The sequence below is a fragment of the Luteimonas sp. Soil_N_1 genome (assembly GCF_057656255.1).
In genome coordinates this window covers 1,857,146-1,872,736 of the sequence record NZ_JBDGKS010000001.1, presented here as the reverse complement: position 1 = coordinate 1,872,736, position 15,591 = coordinate 1,857,146, and the positions used below count along the sequence as shown (strand labels likewise).

Here is a 15,591-nt window from a genome sequence, read left to right as displayed (position 1 = left end):
CGCGGCGGCTTATTCTGCACCCGCATTCATGCTTCTGCACCCCCGCCCGGGGACGCGACCGGTCAGCCGCCCGCCAGCGGCGCCCGATGCTCGACGACGAGCTGCACCGCATCACCGCCCCGGTAGTCGTCGGGCGCCAGCCGGAACACGATGTGCTCGCGTGCCGCTGGCGCGATGTCGCGCCAGCCGCCGAAGTGGATCGCCGACAGCGGTTTCGGATGCCCGTCGAGGCGCAGCGTCAGCTTCAGATGCCGGGTGCCGACCACGCGCCAGTCGACGACCGCGAACTCGCCGTCGAACTGCGGTTCGGGAAAGCCCTGCCCCCACGGCCCGGCATCGCGCAGGTGCGCGGCATGGACGATGTCGAACTCTTCGCCGCGCAAGGCGCCGTCGGTGAGGATCTCGGCGCGCAGCAAGGCGGGATCGAGCATCTGTTCGACCGTCGCGCGGAAGGCCTCGGTGAACGCGTACAGGTGATCGCGCTGCAGGGTGAGTCCGGCCGCCATCGCGTGACCGCCGAAGCGTTCGATGAGGCCGGGATGTGCGACGTCGACCGCGGCGAGCACGTCGCGGATATGCAGGCCGGGGATCGAACGCGCCGAACCGCGCAGCTGGTCGCTGCCGGGCTCGGCGGGCGCGAACGCGATCACCGGACGGTGCAGCGCGTCCTTCATCTTCGACGCCACCAGACCGACGACGCCCGGATGCCACTCGGCATCGAACAGGCACACACCGGCACTGGCCGGATCGACCGGCGGCTGCCCGGCGACCGCGGCCTCGGCGTCGTCGAGCATCGACTGCTGCACTGCGCGGCGTTCGGCATTGATCTGGTGCAGCGTGTCGGCGAGATCGCGCGCATGCGCGCCGTCGTCGCTGAGCAGGCATTCAATGCCGATCGCCATATCTTCGAGCCGGCCGGCGGCATTGATTCTCGGGCCGACCGCGAAACCGATGTCGGCCGCGGTCAGGCGCGCGGCATCGCGGCCGGCGATCTCGATCAGCGCATTGAGCCCGGCGCAGCCACGACGCGCGCGCAGGCGGCGCAGGCCAGCGGACACGAGCGCGCGGTTGTTCGCGTCCAGCGGCACCAGATCGGCAACGGTGCCGACCGCGACAAGATCCAGCAGGCTGCCCAGATCCGCATCTGCGGCGCGTGCATCGCCCTGCCCGCGCAGCCGCGCGCGCAGCGCCATCAGCACGTAGAAGATCACGCCGACGCCGGCCAGCATCTTGCTCGGGAAGGTATCGCCAGGGAGGTTCGGATTGACGATCGCATCGGCCGGCGGGAGTCCGGTGCCCGGCAGATGGTGATCGGTCACCAGCACGCGCCAGCCCAGCGCTTTCGCCGCGCGGATGCCGGCGTGGCAGGCGATGCCATGATCGACGGTCACCAGCAGCGACGGCGCGAGTGGCGCCAGCGACTCGACCAGCGCCGGCGACAGGCCGTAGCCGTGGGTGATGCGGTTGGGCACCGCATGCACGATGTCGCGCGCGCCGAGCATGCGCAGCCCGCGCACTGCGACCGCACACGCCGTGGCGCCATCGCAGTCGAAGTCACCGACGACGAGAATGCGTTCGCCTTTGGCGATGGCATCGGCGAGGAGTTCTGTCGCGGCGTCGATGTTCGACAGCCCATCGGGCGGCAGCAGGCCGGCGAGTTTCGGCTGCGCGGCGTCGAGGTCATGCGCGCCGCGCGCGGCATAGATGCGTCGCAGCAGCGACGGCACGGTCGACGGCCAGTCCGCGCCGACCGTAGCCTCGCGGCGGCGGATCGTCGGCGCCTGCGCGCTCAAGACGCCGCCGCCGGCGGTGCGAAGCGCGGACGACGCCAGACGCGCAGACGATGCCAGCGGCGCAGCGTCAGCACATGGCCGTCTTCGTCGTCGATCGTCAGCGTGCGCAACTGGCCGCGGGCCAGCGCGGCGATTGCAGGCTGCAACCAGTCCGTCTGCAGGCGGCGCAGATCACGTTCGCCGACCAGATCGAACAGCGCCGCGTCACGCGGTTCCGGGAACGTACGCGGCAAGGACGCAACCGTGGTCGCGCTCGCGGCGAGTGCATGCAGCGTGGGATCGTCGGTGTGGACCTGCGCATGCGCGCTGCGCGTGTGCACGCGCGCATCGGGCAGCGGGCCACCGCCCCAGAACCACAGCGCATTGACCGGCGTTTTGCCGGCCGCGACACGGCGCGCATTCCAGGGATGGTTGTGCAGGATGATCTGCGCTTCCGTCGCGAGCGCACGCCAGCGGCGCGCCGCAGCGCTGTCGTCGTCGTGATCGGCGAGATCGGTGCCCAGCGCTTCGGACGGATCCAGGAACTCCGGCAAGGGACTCGCCTGCGGCACACGCAGATACCAGCGCGCCGGATCGGGCGCATCCAGCACGAAGCCGGCATCGCCGAATACCGGCTGCAGCGCCGGCAGCAATGCATCGCAGTCTTCGCGGGTCAGGCCCAGCGTGTCGCCATGCGCCATCAGGCGTACGCCATTGATGTCGGGTCGCAGCCACGCGGGATCGGCGCGCAGCCACGCGCTGTCGGACGCACCCGCATCGCCGACATCGACCTGCCGCGACAGGGCCGCGAGCGGCCAGGTGCCGCCAGGCAGTTCAATGTGCCGCGCGAGTTGCGCACGCCGGCCGGACGCCAGCGACGCCATGTCCGCGCGTCCCAGCGCCCGCGACACATCCTGCTGCCAGCGCTGCGCACCGAAGCGTGCGGCTGCGGGCAACAGGAAGGTGGCTGACGTCATCGGCTCAGCCGAGATACTCGACGCTGATGATGTCGTACTCGCGCGAGCCGCCGGGCGCATCGATACTGACACTGTCGCCCTCGTGCTTGCCGATCATCGCGCGCGCGACCGGCGAGGAAATCGCGATCAGGCCCTTCTTGATGTCGGCTTCGAGGTCGCCGACGATCTGGTAGCGCTTCTCTTCGTCGGTCTCGGTATCGGCGATGACGACCGTCGCACCGAACACCACCTTGTCGCCGGCATTGAGCTTGGCGACATCGATCAGATCGGCATGCGACAGCTCGCCTTCGAGCTGCTTGATGCGACCTTCGATGAAGCTCTGCTGCTCGCGCGCGGCGTGGTACTCGGCGTTCTCCTTGAGATCGCCGTGTGCACGCGCTTCGGAGATCGCTTCGATCACCGCCGGGCGCTTGACCGACTTCAGTTCTTCGAGTTCTTCGCGCAGGCGCTGGGCGCCGCGCAGGGTCATGGGTGCGCGCATGGGCGTGCCTCCGTCAGTGTGTTGAAGTGGCTGCCGCGCTGCCCTTGAGGCGCGCGTGCAGTTCCTGCAGTGCCCAGACCGGGCCGCTGCCGCGGAATTCCAGAGAATGCAGCAGGGCCTTCGCGCCGGCAACGGTGGTCGAGTACGTCACCCGGTGCTGCAGGGCCTCGCGACGGATCGAGAACGAGTCGGAGATCGCCTGCTTGCCCTCGGTCGTGTTGACGATGTACGCGATCTCGCCGTTCTTGATCAGATCGACGATGTGCGGACGGCCTTCGACGACCTTGTTGATCTGCTCGCACTCGATGTCGTGCTCGCGCAGCCACTTGGCGGTGCCGGCGGTGGAGACAATCGTGTAGCCACGCGCGATGATGTCGCGGGCGACCGGCAGCACACGCTTCTTGTCGGGATCGCGCACGGACACGAACACCTTGCCACTGGTCGGCGGGGTCTTGATGCTCGCCGCTTCCTGCGCGCGTGCGAACGCCGCGCCGAAGCTCTCGCCCACGCCCATGACCTCACCGGTGGAGCGCATCTCCGGGCCGAGGATCGGGTCGACGCCCTGGAACTTCGCGAACGGGAAGATCGCTTCCTTGACCGAGAAGTACTCCGGCACGATCTCGGTCGTCGCGCCTTGCTCGGCCAGCGTCTTGCCGGCCATGCAACGCGCAGCGATCTTGGCGAGCGGCATGCCGATCGCCTTGGACACGAACGGCACCGTGCGCGAGGCACGCGGATTCACTTCCAGCAGGAAGATCGTATCGACGCCGTCGTCGTCGGTCTGCACCGCGAACTGGGTGTTCATCAGGCCGATCACCTTGAGCTTGCGCGCCAGCGCCACGACCTGCTCGCGCAAACGCGCCTGCACGTCTGCCGACAACGAATACGGCGGCAGCGAGCACGAGGAATCGCCCGAATGCACGCCAGCTTCCTCGATGTGTTCCATGACCCCGCCGATCAGCACGTTGCCGTCCTTGTCGGCGATAACGTCGATGTCGACTTCGACCGCGTTGTCGAGGAAGCGGTCGAGCAGCACCGGCGAATCGTTCGACACCTTGACCGCGTCGCGCATATAGCGCGCGAGATCGCTGTCGGCGTGCACCACTTCCATCGCACGGCCGCCGAGCACGTAGCTCGGACGCACGACCAGCGGATAGCCGATCTCGCGCGCCAGCACCAGCGCTTCCTCGGGGTTGCGCGCGGTGCGGTTCGGCGGCTGCTTGAGGCCCAGTTCGTCGACCAGCTTCTGGAAGCGCTCGCGGTCTTCGGCCAGATCGATCGAGTCAGGCGAAGTGCCGATGATCGGCACACCGTTGGCTTCGAGCGCACGCGCGAGCTTGAGCGGGGTCTGGCCGCCGTACTGCACGATCACGCCCTTGGGCTTCTCGACCTCGACGATCTCCAGCACGTCTTCGAGCGTCAGCGGCTCGAAGTACAGGCGGTCGGAGGTGTCGTAATCGGTGGACACGGTTTCCGGGTTGCAGTTGACCATGATGGTCTCGTACCCGTCGTCGCGCAGCGCCAGCGCGGCATGCACGCAGCAGTAGTCGAACTCGATGCCCTGGCCGATGCGGTTGGGACCGCCACCGAGGATCATGATCTTGTCGCGGCTGGTCGGCTGCGCCTCGCACTCGTCCTCGTAGGTCGAATACAGGTACGCGGTATCGGTGGCGAACTCGGCCGCGCTGGAGTCGACACGCTTGTAGACCGGGCGCACGCCGAACGCGCGGCGCAGCGCACGGATCGCCTGCTCGTCGGTGCCCAGCAGCTGCGACAGGCGCGCATCGGAGAAGCCCATGCGCTTGAGCGCACGCACGCGCGCCTTGTCGAGTGCATCGATGCCGGCAGCGGCGACTTCGGCCTCGGTCGTGATCAGCTCTTCGATCTGGTCGAGGAACCAGTGATCGACGTAGGACAGCGCGTAGACATCTTCGACAGACAGGCCGGCGCGGAACGCATCGGCCAGATAGAACAGACGCTCGGGGCCCGGCTCGCGCACTTCGCGGCGCAGCGTCGCCATGTCGTCTTCGTCGGTCAGATCCAGACCGGTGGGGTCAAAGCCGACCTTGCCCGTTTCCAGACCGCGCAGCGCCTTCTGCATCGATTCCTGGAAAGTGCGGCCCATCGCCATGACTTCGCCGACCGACTTCATCTGCGTGGTCAGGCGCGCATCGGCCTGCGGGAACTTCTCGAACGCGAAGCGCGGAATCTTGGTGACCACGTAATCGATCGACGGCTCGAACGAGGCCGGGGTCTTGCCGCCGGTGATCTCGTTCTTGAGTTCGTCGAGCGTGTAGCCCACGGCCAGCTTGGCCGCGACCTTGGCGATCGGGAAGCCGGTCGCCTTCGACGCCAGCGCCGACGAACGCGACACGCGCGGATTCATTTCGATGACGACCACGCGGCCGTCCTTCGGATTGATGCCGAACTGCACGTTCGAGCCGCCGGTGTCGACGCCGATCTTGCGCAGCACCGCGACCGACGCATTGCGCAGGCGCTGGTATTCCTTGTCGGTCAGCGTCTGCGCCGGCGCGACGGTGATCGAGTCACCGGTGTGCACGCCCATCGGATCGAGGTTCTCGATCGAGCAGACGATGATGCAGTTGTCCGCGGTGTCGCGGACCACTTCCATCTCGAATTCCTTCCAGCCCAGCACCGATTCCTCGACCAGCACTTCGGTCGTCGGCGACAGCTCGAGACCGCGGGTCACGATGTCGACCAGTTCCTCGCGGTTGTAGGCGATGCCGCCGCCCGAACCGCCGAGGGTGAAGCTCGGACGGATGATCGTCGGATAGCCGACGCGCGTCTGGATGTCGATCGCTTCCTCGAGCGTGTGCGCCACTTCGGCGCGCGGGCATTCGAGATCGATCTCGCCCATCGCCACGCGGAACAGCTCGCGGTCTTCCGCCATGCGGATCGCTTCGCGCTTGGCGCCGATCAGCTCGACGCCGTACTTCTCGAGCACGCCGTGGTCGGCGAGATCGAGCGCGCAATTGAGCGCGGTCTGGCCGCCCATCGTCGGCAGCAGCGCGTCGGGCTTTTCCTTGGCGATGATCTTCTCGACCGTCTGCCAGTTGATCGGCTCGATGTAGACCGCGTCGGCCATGTCCGGGTCGGTCATGATCGTCGCGGGGTTGCTGTTGACCAGCACCACGCGATAACCCTCGTCGCGGAGCGCCTTGCACGCCTGCGCGCCGGAGTAGTCGAACTCGCAGGCCTGGCCGATGACGATCGGGCCGGCGCCGATGATGAGGATGGTCTGGATATCAGTGCGCTTTGGCATGTCAGCGGCTCTCGGCGTTCTTGTTGTGCATCGACGCGACGAACCGATCGAACAGCGGCGCGACATCGTGGGGACCGGGCGAGGCTTCCGGGTGACCCTGGAAGCTGAAAGCAGGCGCATCGGTGAGTTCGATGCCCTGGTTGGTGCCATCGAACAGCGAACGATGCGTCACGCGCACGTTGGCCGGCAGCGAGGCCTCATCGACCGCGAAGCCGTGGTTCTGCGAGGTGATCATCACCTTGCCCGGGCTTCCATCAGGCCCGCTCAGATCCTGCACCGGGTGGTTCGCACCGTGATGCCCGTGCGGCATCTTCAGCGTCTTCGCGCCGGCGGCGAGCGCCAGCAGCTGATGGCCGAGACAGATACCGAACGTCGGCACTTTGGCGTCGATGAAACTGCGGATCGCGTCGATCGCGTAATCGCAGGGTTCCGGATCGCCCGGGCCGTTCGACAGGAACACGCCGTCGGGCTTCAGCGCGAGCACGTCGGCGGCGGGCGTCTGCGCCGGCACCACCGTCAGTTCGCAGCCGCGCTCGGCCAGCATGCGCAGGATGTTGGTCTTCACGCCGTAGTCGTAGGCCACGACCTTGAACTTTGCAGGCGCGGTGACGAAGGCATTGCTGTCGAGATCGAGCTGGCCATCGGTCCAGCCGTAGCGCTCGGCGGTGCTGACGACCTTCGCCAGATCCATGCCCTTGAGGCCCGGAAACTTGCGTGCGGCTTCGAGCGCCTGTTCGACATTGACGTCGCCGGCCATCACCGCACCGTTCATCGAACCGCGGTCGCGCAGCAGGCGCGTCAGCTTGCGGGTGTCGATTTCGGAGATGGCGACGATGCCGCGTGCGCGCAGCCACTCGGGCAGCGACACCTGGCTGCGCCAGCTGCTAGGACGGCGCGGCACGTTGCGCACGATGAGACCCGACGCCCAGACCTGCGACGCTTCGTCGTCCTGGTCGGTGCAGCCGGTGTTGCCGATATGCGGATAGGTCAGCGTCACCAGCTGGCGCGCGTACGAGGGATCGCTCAGCACTTCCTGGTAGCCGGTCATCGCGGTGTTGAACACCACTTCGCCGACGGAGAGGCCAACGGCGCCCACGGAAACGCCCTCGAATACGGTGCCGTCTTCAAGGACGAGAATTGCGGTATCTGTCACGAGGTCTTCGCCTACGTCAGGTTGCAGGAAACCGCCAGAGCGGTGGAAACCGGTCCGGAGGTTTGGGGTTCAGGCGAGCGAGAATTGTACGGGTCCGGCCGGACCTGCGCCAGCGATTCGCACGCTGCGTTCAGTGAACGCGGCGGATGGATCAGGCGGGACCGGCCCCCAGCAGGTCAGCGATCGCGTAGCGGCCGGGCGGACGCCCCGCCAACCGGGTCGCCACGTGCAGTGCGCCGCTGGCGAACACATCGCGACTGGTGGCGCGGTGCACCAGCTCGACGCGTTCGCCGGTGCCGGTGAACTGCACCAGATGCTCGCCGACGATATCGCCGGCGCGGATCGATGCGTAGTGCGGCGTCGCGCCCTGTCCGGCCGCGGCCTCCCCGAGCGTCAACGCGGTGCCGGACGGCGCATCGAGCTTGCGCGTGTGGTGCGATTCGACGATGTCGCAGTCCCAGCCCGGCAACACCGCCGCAGCGCGCGCGACCAGATCCTGCAGCACGGCGACACCGAGGCTGAAGTTCGACGCCCAGAGCACCGGAACCGTCGCGGCCGTGCCATCCAGCGCCGCACGCTGCGCGTCGTCGAGTCCGGTCGTACCCGATACCAGCGCGGCGCGGCGCTTGACGCACAGCGCGAGCAGCGGATCGAAGCCGCCCGGCAGGCTGAAGTCGATGGCGACATCGAACGCGGGCACGCCACCGAGTTCGGACGCACCGAAGTACGGCACGCCATCGATGACCCGCTGCTTCGGCGCACGGCCCGACACCGCCGCGACGATGTCGAGATCTCCGCGCTCCGCCGCCAGTCGCAGCAACGCCTGCCCCATGCGCCCGGAGGCGCCGTGCACCAGCACCTTGACCGGCGCGGTCATGCGGCACCTGTCCGGGAAAGCTGGCGCGAAGGCTGGAGCGTCGTGGTCGACGGCAATGCGGTGTGCGGAATGCTCATCCCCGCATTCTAGCGGCGCGCGGCAGGACGGGAAGCCGGTGCCTGCAGGCCCTTGCCACTGCGCGTCCGGTGATGGATCGGGACGCGTTTACCCTGTCCGCCCCCTCCTCCCGGGACCTTCCCATGCAGCTGTCCGAACAGATCGTCCTCGTCACCGGCGCCGGCCGCGGCCTCGGGCGCGAGATCGCCCTCGCCTTCGCACGCGAAGGCGCCCGCGTCGTCGTCAACTACCGCCGCAGCCGTGAGGCCGCAGAGGCGCTGGCGGCGCAGATCGGCACGCGCGCGATCGCGCTGCAGGCCGACGTCACCGACCGCGCCCAGGTCGATGCGCTGTATGCACAGGCGCGCGCGCACTTCGGCGTCGACATCACCACCGTCGTCAACAACGCGCTGGTCGATTTCGCATTCGATGGCGATGCGCGCGCGAAAGCCGACACGATCGACTGGCCTGCATTCGCCGCGCAGTTCGAAGGCAGCGTGCGCGGCGCATTGCACACGGTGCAGGCCGCGCTGCCGGGCATGCGCGCCTACGGCTTCGGCCGCGTCATCAACATCGGCACCAACCTGTTCCAGAACCCGGTGGTGCCCTATCACGACTACACGGCCGCGAAGGCCGCACTGCTGTCGTTGACCCGCACGCTCGCCGGCGATCTCGGCCCGGACGGCATCACCGTCAACATGCTGTCCGGCGGCCTGCTGCGCACCACCGATGCAAGCGCCGCGACGCCCGACGCAGTGTTCGACTACATCGCCGCGAACACGCCACTGCGCAGCGTGACCACGCCGGTCGAGTTTGCCGATGCGGTGCTGTTCTTCGCCTCGCCCTGGTCGCGCGCGGTCACCGGACAGAACCTCGTCGTCGACGGCGGGCTCGTACGCGACTGAGTGTTCCATGCGCGCCGATGTCGAACCGGATCCCGGCGCGCGCGCGATGCGCATGCGGATCGCGCTGCGCGGGTCAAGCGGCATCTCGAAGTGACTTCGCAGCGCTGGTCAATAAATGACCAGCGCTGCGCGCGCCGCGTCGCAGGCGGCGTCGCGTCGCTTACCCACAGACTTGTCATCGAATCATCCACAGCCGCTGTGGATGACCGGTGGGCTAGTCGGTCGCCATGGACCGGTCAAGCGCGACTGCGCATTGCGTGCGTCCGGAACATGCGGGCGATCCGATCCCACGTAACGCGATGACGAAGCGCGTGCGCGGGTCAAGCGCCGTGTTCGCGCACATCCCTACAACTGGTTAAAAAATAACCACCCGTTTCGAGGACCGTCGCAGCGCCGCGCGTGACGCTTATCCACAACTTTGTCGTCAGACGATCCACATGCGCTGTGGAGAACCGCGTCGCTACGCGACCGGTGCGCGCGGGTCAATCGCTTCGACGGGCCTGCGCGCAGACGAGATTCGTCGCCGTAAGCGATATCGCCCGACCCGTTCCGAAGTACCGACGCTGCCCCAGCGCGGAGCGCGTGTACCAGGCACCCGACCAGTCACATGCCGACAACACACGACTGCACTGCACCGTGCGCAGGTCAAGCACGAAAACAGGCCCTCACCCCGCGAGTGACCAGAAAATCACCACGATTTTTACACCCTGCTACGACGCCGTTCCACACGCTTATCCACACCTTGACCCACAGTCCATCCACACCGCATGTGGACAGCGCGCCGGCTAGGCCCATCCAGGGGTGGCGTCAAGCGTTTTTCCGCGAGAGTGCGCCGAGAAGCCCGCCACGGCGGGCATCGTGCAGAACGGCCACCGCGCCCGGCCCGTGTGCGCGGCGTCACAGTGGCGACACAATGACCAGCGCGCCGTGCGCCAGTGCAAACGCGCACTTGGACTGCTTATCCACAGCTTTGTCGACAGTTGATCCACACCTTTTGTGGATCACCGGGGCCGGTCACGCGTCATGGCCCGGAAGCGTCTGCCGCCGTCGGAATCGATGCTTCGACCCCACAAACGACGACGCCCGGCACTGGGCCGGGCGTGTCAGTGGAACGGTCCCAAAAAACTCAGGACGTCATGCGGTCCCAGAAGCCCTTCACCCCGTCGATGAAGGTGCTGGACTTCGGCGAGTGGCGGTGTGCGTTCTCACCGGTGAAGGTGGTCTCGAACTGCGCGAGCAGCTCGCGCTGCTCCTTGGTCAGATTGACCGGCGTCTCGACCACGACCTTGCAGTACAGATCGCCGGGGCTGCGGCTGCGCACCGACTTGACGCCCTTGTCGCGCAGGCGGAACACCTTGCCGGTCTGCGTCTCGGCCGGCACGCGGATTTCCGCTTCGCCGCCGAGCGTGGGGACGCGCACGATGTCGCCCAGCGCGGCCTGCGAAATGCGCACCGGCACTTCGCAATGCAGATCGTCGCCGTCGCGCTGGAAGATCGAGTGGGGACGTACGCGGACTTCGACATACAGATCGCCCGGGGGTGAACCCGACGGACCGGCTTCGCCTTCGCCGGCAAGCCGGATCCGGTCGCCGGTATCGACGCCCGCGGGCACCTTCACCGACAGCACCTTCTCTTCCTCGACGCGACCGGCGCCGCGGCAGGTCTTGCACGGGTTGGCGATGATCTGGCCCTGGCCGCCGCAATGCGGACACGCCTGCTGCATCGTGAAGATGCCGCGCTGCATGCGCACCTGGCCGCGGCCGGCGCAGGTCGAACAGGTCTCGCGCTTGCCGTCTTCCGAACCGCTGCCGTCGCAGTCGTCACATCCGGCGAGCGTCGGCAGTTCGATGCGTTTCTCGACGCCACCCACCGCGTCTTCGAGGTCGAGCTCCATCACGTAGCCGATGTCGGCGCCGCGACGCGGGCCTCCACGGCCGCCGCCACCTCCGAAGATGTTGCCGAAGATGTCGCCAAAGATATCGCCCATGTCGGCGCCGCCGCCGAAGCCCGGGCCGGCATTGCCGCCGCCCATGCCGTGCTCGAACGCAGCGTGTCCGTGCTGGTCGTACATGCGCCGCTTGCCGCCGTCCGACAGCACTTCGTAGGCCTCCTTGCACTCCTTGAACGCAGCCTCGGCACTCGCGTCGCCGGGATTGCGGTCAGGGTGGTGCTTCATCGCGCACCGGCGATAGGCCTTCTTCAGTTCGTCTTCGGTCGCGCTGCGGGTGACACCCAGCACTTCGTAATAATCGCGTTTGCTCATGGAAAACCGGTCGCAGGGACCGTCGCAGCGACGGTCTCGTTAAAAACGGAAGCCGGTCGCCCGACACCGCCGCCGGGGGCGCGCGCGATGCCGGGGTTCCGGCCGAAACGCCGCGGCAGGGCCGCGGCGGTACCGACTTACTTCTTCTCGTCGTCCTTGACCTCGGTGAACTCGGCATCGACGACATCGTCGGACTTCGGCGCATCGCCCGAAGCCGCACCGGCGTCGCCCTGGCCCGCCGCGCCGGCGGCTGCGAACAGCTGCTGCGCGACTTCCTCGAGGTGCTTGGACTTGGCTTCGATCTGCGCCTTGTCGTCGCCCTTCATCGCGGTCTCGACCTCGGCGATCGCCGACTCCGCATTGCCGATCACGTCGCCCGGCACCTTGTCGCCGTTGTCCTTGATCGCGGTGCGCGTGGCGTGCACCAGCGCATCGGCCTGGTTGCGTGCGCCGACCAGCTCCTGGAACTTCTTGTCGTCTTCGCGGTGCGCTTCGGCGTCGGCGACCATCCGGGCGATCTCGTCGTCCGACAGGCCCGAACCGGCCTTGATCTCGACCTTCTGTTCCTTGTTGGTCTTCTTGTCCTTGGCCGACACGTGCAGGATGCCGTTGGCGTCGATGTCGAACGACACCTCGACCTGCGGCATGCCGCGCGGCGCAGCGTCGATGCCGGTGAGGTCGAAGCGGGCCAGCGACTTGTTGAAGCGGGCCTGCTCGCGCTCGCCCTGCAGCACGTGCACGGTCACGGCCGACTGGTTGTCGTCGGCGGTGGAGAACGTCTGCGAGGCCTTGGTCGGGATCGTGGTGTTCTTCTCGATGATCTTGGTGAACACACCACCCAGGGTCTCGATGCCGAGGCTCAGCGGGGTCACGTCGAGCAGCAGCACGTCCTTGACGTCACCGGCCAGCACGCCGCCCTGCACCGCCGCGCCGATCGCAACGGCCTCGTCGGGGTTCACGTCCTTGCGCGGTTCCTTGCCGAAGAACTCGGCGACCGCCGCCTGCACCTTGGGCATGCGGGTCTGGCCACCGACGAGGATCACCTCGTTGATGTCGGACGCGCGCAGGCCTGCGTCGTTGAGCGCGGTGCGGCAGGGCTCGATCGTCTTGCGCACGAGTTCCTCGACCAGCGACTCGAGCTTGGCGCGGGTCAGCTTGATGTTGAGGTGCTTCGGGCCCGATGCGTCGGCGGTGACGTACGGCAGGTTCACTTCGGTCTGCTGCGAGCTGGAGAGCTCGATCTTCGCGCGCTCGGCCGCATCCTTCAGACGCTGCAGCGCCAACGGATCCTTGCGCAGGTCGATGCCCTGGTCCTTGTTGAACTCTTCGACCAGGTAATCGATGACGCGTGCGTCGAAGTCTTCGCCGCCGAGGAAGGTGTCGCCATTGGTGGCCAGCACTTCGAACTGCTTCTCGCCGTCGACTTCCGCGATCTCGATGATCGACACGTCGAACGTGCCGCCACCGAGGTCGTACACGGCGATCTTGCGGTCGCCGCCGGACTTGTCGAGGCCATAGGCCAGCGCGGCCGCGGTCGGCTCGTTGATGATGCGCTTGACGTCGAGACCGGCGATGCGGCCGGCGTCCTTGGTCGCCTGGCGCTGGCTGTCGTTGAAGTAGGCCGGCACCGTGATCACGGCTTCGGTGACCTTCTCGCCCAGGTAATCCTCGGCGGTCTTCTTCATCTTCTCGAGGATGCGCGCGGAGACTTCCTGCGCGGACAGGCGCTTGCCGTCACTGGTCGACACCCAGGCGTCGCCGTTGTCGTGCTCGAGGATCTTGTACGGCACCAGGCCGATGTCCTTCTGGACTTCGCCGTCCTTGAACTTGCGGCCGATCAGGCGCTTCACCGCGAAGAAGGTGTTGTGCGGATTGGTCACCGCCTGGCGCTTGGCCGACGCGCCCACCAGCACTTCGCCGTCCTTGGTATAGGCGACGACCGACGGCGTCGTGCGATCGCCCTCGCTGTTCTCGATGACCTTGGCCTTGCCGCCGTCCATGATCGCCACGCACGAGTTCGTCGTGCCGAGGTCGATGCCGATGATCTTTGCCATTGCGCTGCTTCCTCTAAAAGGTATGTGTCTGGGTGACGGCCGGAACCGTCGATGACCGTGATCTGGGGACACGCAACACAGCGTTCAAGCGGTGTGACGCATCGGAATTCGCGATCGGGCCGGGGCCCGGGGCGTTCAGTCAGCCTTGGCGACGACGACCATGGCCGGTCGCAGCAGACGCTCGTTGAGCAGGTAGCCCTTCTGGAACACCTGGGCCACCGCGCCCGGCGCCACGCCCGGCACATCGACGATGCTCATCGCCTGGTGGTGTTCGGGGTTGAACACGTCGCCCGGCGCCGGCGCCAGCGTGGCCAGGCCGTTGCTCTCGGTGGCACGGGTCAGCTCGCGCAGGGTCAACTCGACGCCGCTGCGCAGCGGATCGTTCTCCGGCGCACTGGCCAGACCGGCTTCGAGTGCATCGAACACCGGTACCAGTGCGGCCAGCAGGCGTTCGTTGGCGAAGCGGCGTGCGTTCTCGACCTCGCGGGCCAGACGCTTGCGCTGGTTCTCGAGATCGGCGCGTTCCAGCAACACCTGCGCGCGGAGCTGTTCGAGCTCGCCGCTGAGGCGCTCGACCTGGTCGGCCAGTTGCTGCTCGACCGAGGCCGCTTCCGGGCCATCGGTCTCGTGGAAATCGGGGGACTGCGAATCGTGCTGCTGGGTCATGTCGGGTTCCGGGGCGGTCGTCTGGCCGCCGACGGCACCAGCTATGGGGTCGGGGCGTCCGGATTCAAGGCCGCGCCCAGCACGCTCGCGGTCGCCTGCACCACCGGAATCACCCGCTCGTAGGCCATGCGCGTGGGGCCGATCACGCCCAGCACGCCCAGCGTGCGGCCGCCGGCGCCATAGGGCGCAGTCACCAGCGACATGCCCTCCAGCGGCGCCAGCCCGGTTTCCTCACCGATGAAGATCCGCACGCCCGGCGCGCGGATCGTGCGTTCGAGCAACTGCAGGATCTCGCGCTTGCGCGCAAACACCTCGAACAGGTCGCGCAGACGATCGAGATCCGACAGGTCCTGCACGCCGATCAGGCGGTTCTGCCCGGCCAGCAGCATGTCGTCCTCAGCAGGCACCAGCGCCTGTTCGGCGAGCTCCATGGTCTGCGACAGCAGCGCTTCCATCTCGTCGCGGGCGTTGCGCAGCTCCTCGACCAGTGCCGCCCGGATGTCGCCCAGCGGGCGCCCGGCGAACTGCTGGTTGAGATAGTTCGCCACGCGTTCCAGCTCCACGGCCTCGAAGCCGCGCCGGGTCTGGAAGATGCGGTTCTGCACTTCGTGGTCGGCGAACACGATGATGGCCATGATCCTCTGGCCATCGAGCGGCACGAAATCGATATGCCGGAACGCCAGTTGCTCGCGTCGCGGCACCGACACCACGCCGACGAAATGGGTCATCGCCGACACCAGCTCCGACGCGCTGCCCAGCAGCGACTGGTGCCCGCCTACGCCGAGTTCGCCACGCAGACGTTCGAGTTCGGGTGCACGCAGCGGCTTGACCTGCAACAGCGAGTCGACGAACACCCGGTAGCCCTGCGCCGTCGGCACGCGGCCGGCCGAGGTATGCGGCGAGACCAGCAGGCCGGATTCCTCGAGATCGGACAGGATGTTGCGGATCGTCGCCGCGCTCACATCCAGCCCTGCATGCCGCGCCAACGTCTGCGAACCGACCGGCTCCCCGTCCTGGATATGCCGGGCGATCAGTGTGCGCAGCAGCTGCCGGGCACGCGGATCGAGCGGATGGCGGGGATCGGAGGACATGCGGGCGGTATA

General features: G+C 67.4%; 11 protein-coding genes. 1 reads left to right on the top strand and 10 read right to left on the bottom strand.

The features are described from left to right. Positions 1–62 precede the first annotated feature (62 nt). The 6 genes from recJ to dapB all read right to left on the bottom strand — a co-directional run bounded on the left by recJ (position 63) and on the right by dapB (position 8,543). The gene (gene recJ, locus AC3A4E_RS08690; protein WP_487631089.1) at positions 63–1,793 is read right to left on the bottom strand and encodes a single-stranded-DNA-specific exonuclease RecJ; all 1,731 of its coding nucleotides are present in this window, start codon (positions 1,791–1,793) and stop codon (positions 63–65) included. Beyond that, positions 1,790–2,749, bottom strand: a complete 960-nt coding sequence (locus tag AC3A4E_RS08685; protein WP_487631088.1) for a phosphoglycerate mutase — start codon at positions 2,747–2,749, stop codon at positions 1,790–1,792. Before AC3A4E_RS08685 ends, recJ begins: the two co-directional genes overlap by 4 nt. Positions 2,750–2,753: 4 nt before the next feature. Then, positions 2,754–3,218 carry a transcription elongation factor GreA gene (gene greA, locus AC3A4E_RS08680; protein ID WP_465074692.1) on the bottom strand — a complete coding sequence of 155 codons (465 nt, stop codon included), beginning with the start codon at positions 3,216–3,218 and terminating at the stop codon, positions 2,754–2,756. Between the two features lie 25 nt (positions 3,219–3,243). Beyond that, positions 3,244–6,513, bottom strand: coding sequence for a carbamoyl-phosphate synthase large subunit (gene carB / locus AC3A4E_RS08675; protein ID WP_487631087.1), 3,270 nt, complete (start codon positions 6,511–6,513; stop codon positions 3,244–3,246). Between the two features lies 1 nt (position 6,514). Then, positions 6,515–7,666, bottom strand: coding sequence for a glutamine-hydrolyzing carbamoyl-phosphate synthase small subunit (gene carA / locus AC3A4E_RS08670; RefSeq protein ID WP_487631086.1), 1,152 nt, complete (start codon positions 7,664–7,666; stop codon positions 6,515–6,517). Between the two features lie 151 nt (positions 7,667–7,817). Further along, complete coding sequence (dapB, locus tag AC3A4E_RS08665) at positions 7,818–8,543, bottom strand: 4-hydroxy-tetrahydrodipicolinate reductase (RefSeq protein ID WP_487631085.1); 726 nt, start codon at positions 8,541–8,543, stop codon at positions 7,818–7,820. Between the two features lie 200 nt (positions 8,544–8,743). On the opposite strand from dapB, the gene AC3A4E_RS08660 reads away from it, so the two are divergent. Then, positions 8,744–9,505 carry a 3-oxoacyl-ACP reductase gene (locus AC3A4E_RS08660; RefSeq protein ID WP_487631084.1) on the top strand — a complete coding sequence of 254 codons (762 nt, stop codon included), beginning with the start codon at positions 8,744–8,746 and terminating at the stop codon, positions 9,503–9,505. Positions 9,506–10,631: 1,126 nt separating this feature from the next. On the opposite strand, the gene dnaJ is transcribed toward AC3A4E_RS08660, so the two are convergent. The 4 genes from dnaJ to hrcA all read right to left on the bottom strand — a co-directional run bounded on the left by dnaJ (position 10,632) and on the right by hrcA (position 15,579). Next, complete coding sequence (gene dnaJ / locus AC3A4E_RS08655) at positions 10,632–11,768, bottom strand: molecular chaperone DnaJ (protein ID WP_487631083.1); 1,137 nt, start codon at positions 11,766–11,768, stop codon at positions 10,632–10,634. Positions 11,769–11,905: 137 nt separating this feature from the next. Further along, positions 11,906–13,822, bottom strand: coding sequence for a molecular chaperone DnaK (dnaK, locus tag AC3A4E_RS08650; RefSeq protein ID WP_487631082.1), 1,917 nt, complete (start codon positions 13,820–13,822; stop codon positions 11,906–11,908). A 135-nt stretch (positions 13,823–13,957) separates the two neighbouring features. Beyond that, positions 13,958–14,488, bottom strand: coding sequence for a nucleotide exchange factor GrpE (gene grpE / locus AC3A4E_RS08645; RefSeq protein WP_487631081.1), 531 nt, complete (start codon positions 14,486–14,488; stop codon positions 13,958–13,960). A gap of 41 nt (positions 14,489–14,529) precedes the next feature. Next, positions 14,530–15,579 carry a heat-inducible transcriptional repressor HrcA gene (hrcA, locus tag AC3A4E_RS08640; protein WP_487631080.1) on the bottom strand — a complete coding sequence of 350 codons (1,050 nt, stop codon included), beginning with the start codon at positions 15,577–15,579 and terminating at the stop codon, positions 14,530–14,532. Between the last annotated feature and the right edge of the window lie 12 nt (positions 15,580–15,591).

Bases quoted from the DNA above. Each gene is read 5' to 3' on its own strand.
- AC3A4E_RS08685 (WP_487631088.1), bottom strand. From the start codon at position 2,749: ATGACGTCAGCCACCTTCCTGTTGCCCGCAGCCGCACGCTTCGGTGCG.
- greA (WP_465074692.1), bottom strand. From the start codon at position 3,218: ATGACCCTGCGCGGCGCCCAGCGCCTGCGCGAAGAACTCGAAGAACTG.
- carB (WP_487631087.1), bottom strand. From the start codon at position 6,513: ATGCCAAAGCGCACTGATATCCAGACCATCCTCATCATCGGCGCCGGC.
- dapB (WP_487631085.1), bottom strand. From the start codon at position 8,543: ATGACCGCGCCGGTCAAGGTGCTGGTGCACGGCGCCTCCGGGCGCATG.
- AC3A4E_RS08660 (WP_487631084.1), top strand. From the start codon at position 8,744: ATGCAGCTGTCCGAACAGATCGTCCTCGTCACCGGCGCCGGCCGCGGC.
- dnaJ (WP_487631083.1), bottom strand. From the start codon at position 11,768: ATGAGCAAACGCGATTATTACGAAGTGCTGGGTGTCACCCGCAGCGCG.
- dnaK (WP_487631082.1), bottom strand. From the start codon at position 13,822: ATGGCAAAGATCATCGGCATCGACCTCGGCACGACGAACTCGTGCGTG.
- grpE (WP_487631081.1), bottom strand. From the start codon at position 14,488: ATGACCCAGCAGCACGATTCGCAGTCCCCCGATTTCCACGAGACCGAT.
- hrcA (WP_487631080.1), bottom strand. From the start codon at position 15,579: ATGTCCTCCGATCCCCGCCATCCGCTCGATCCGCGTGCCCGGCAGCTG.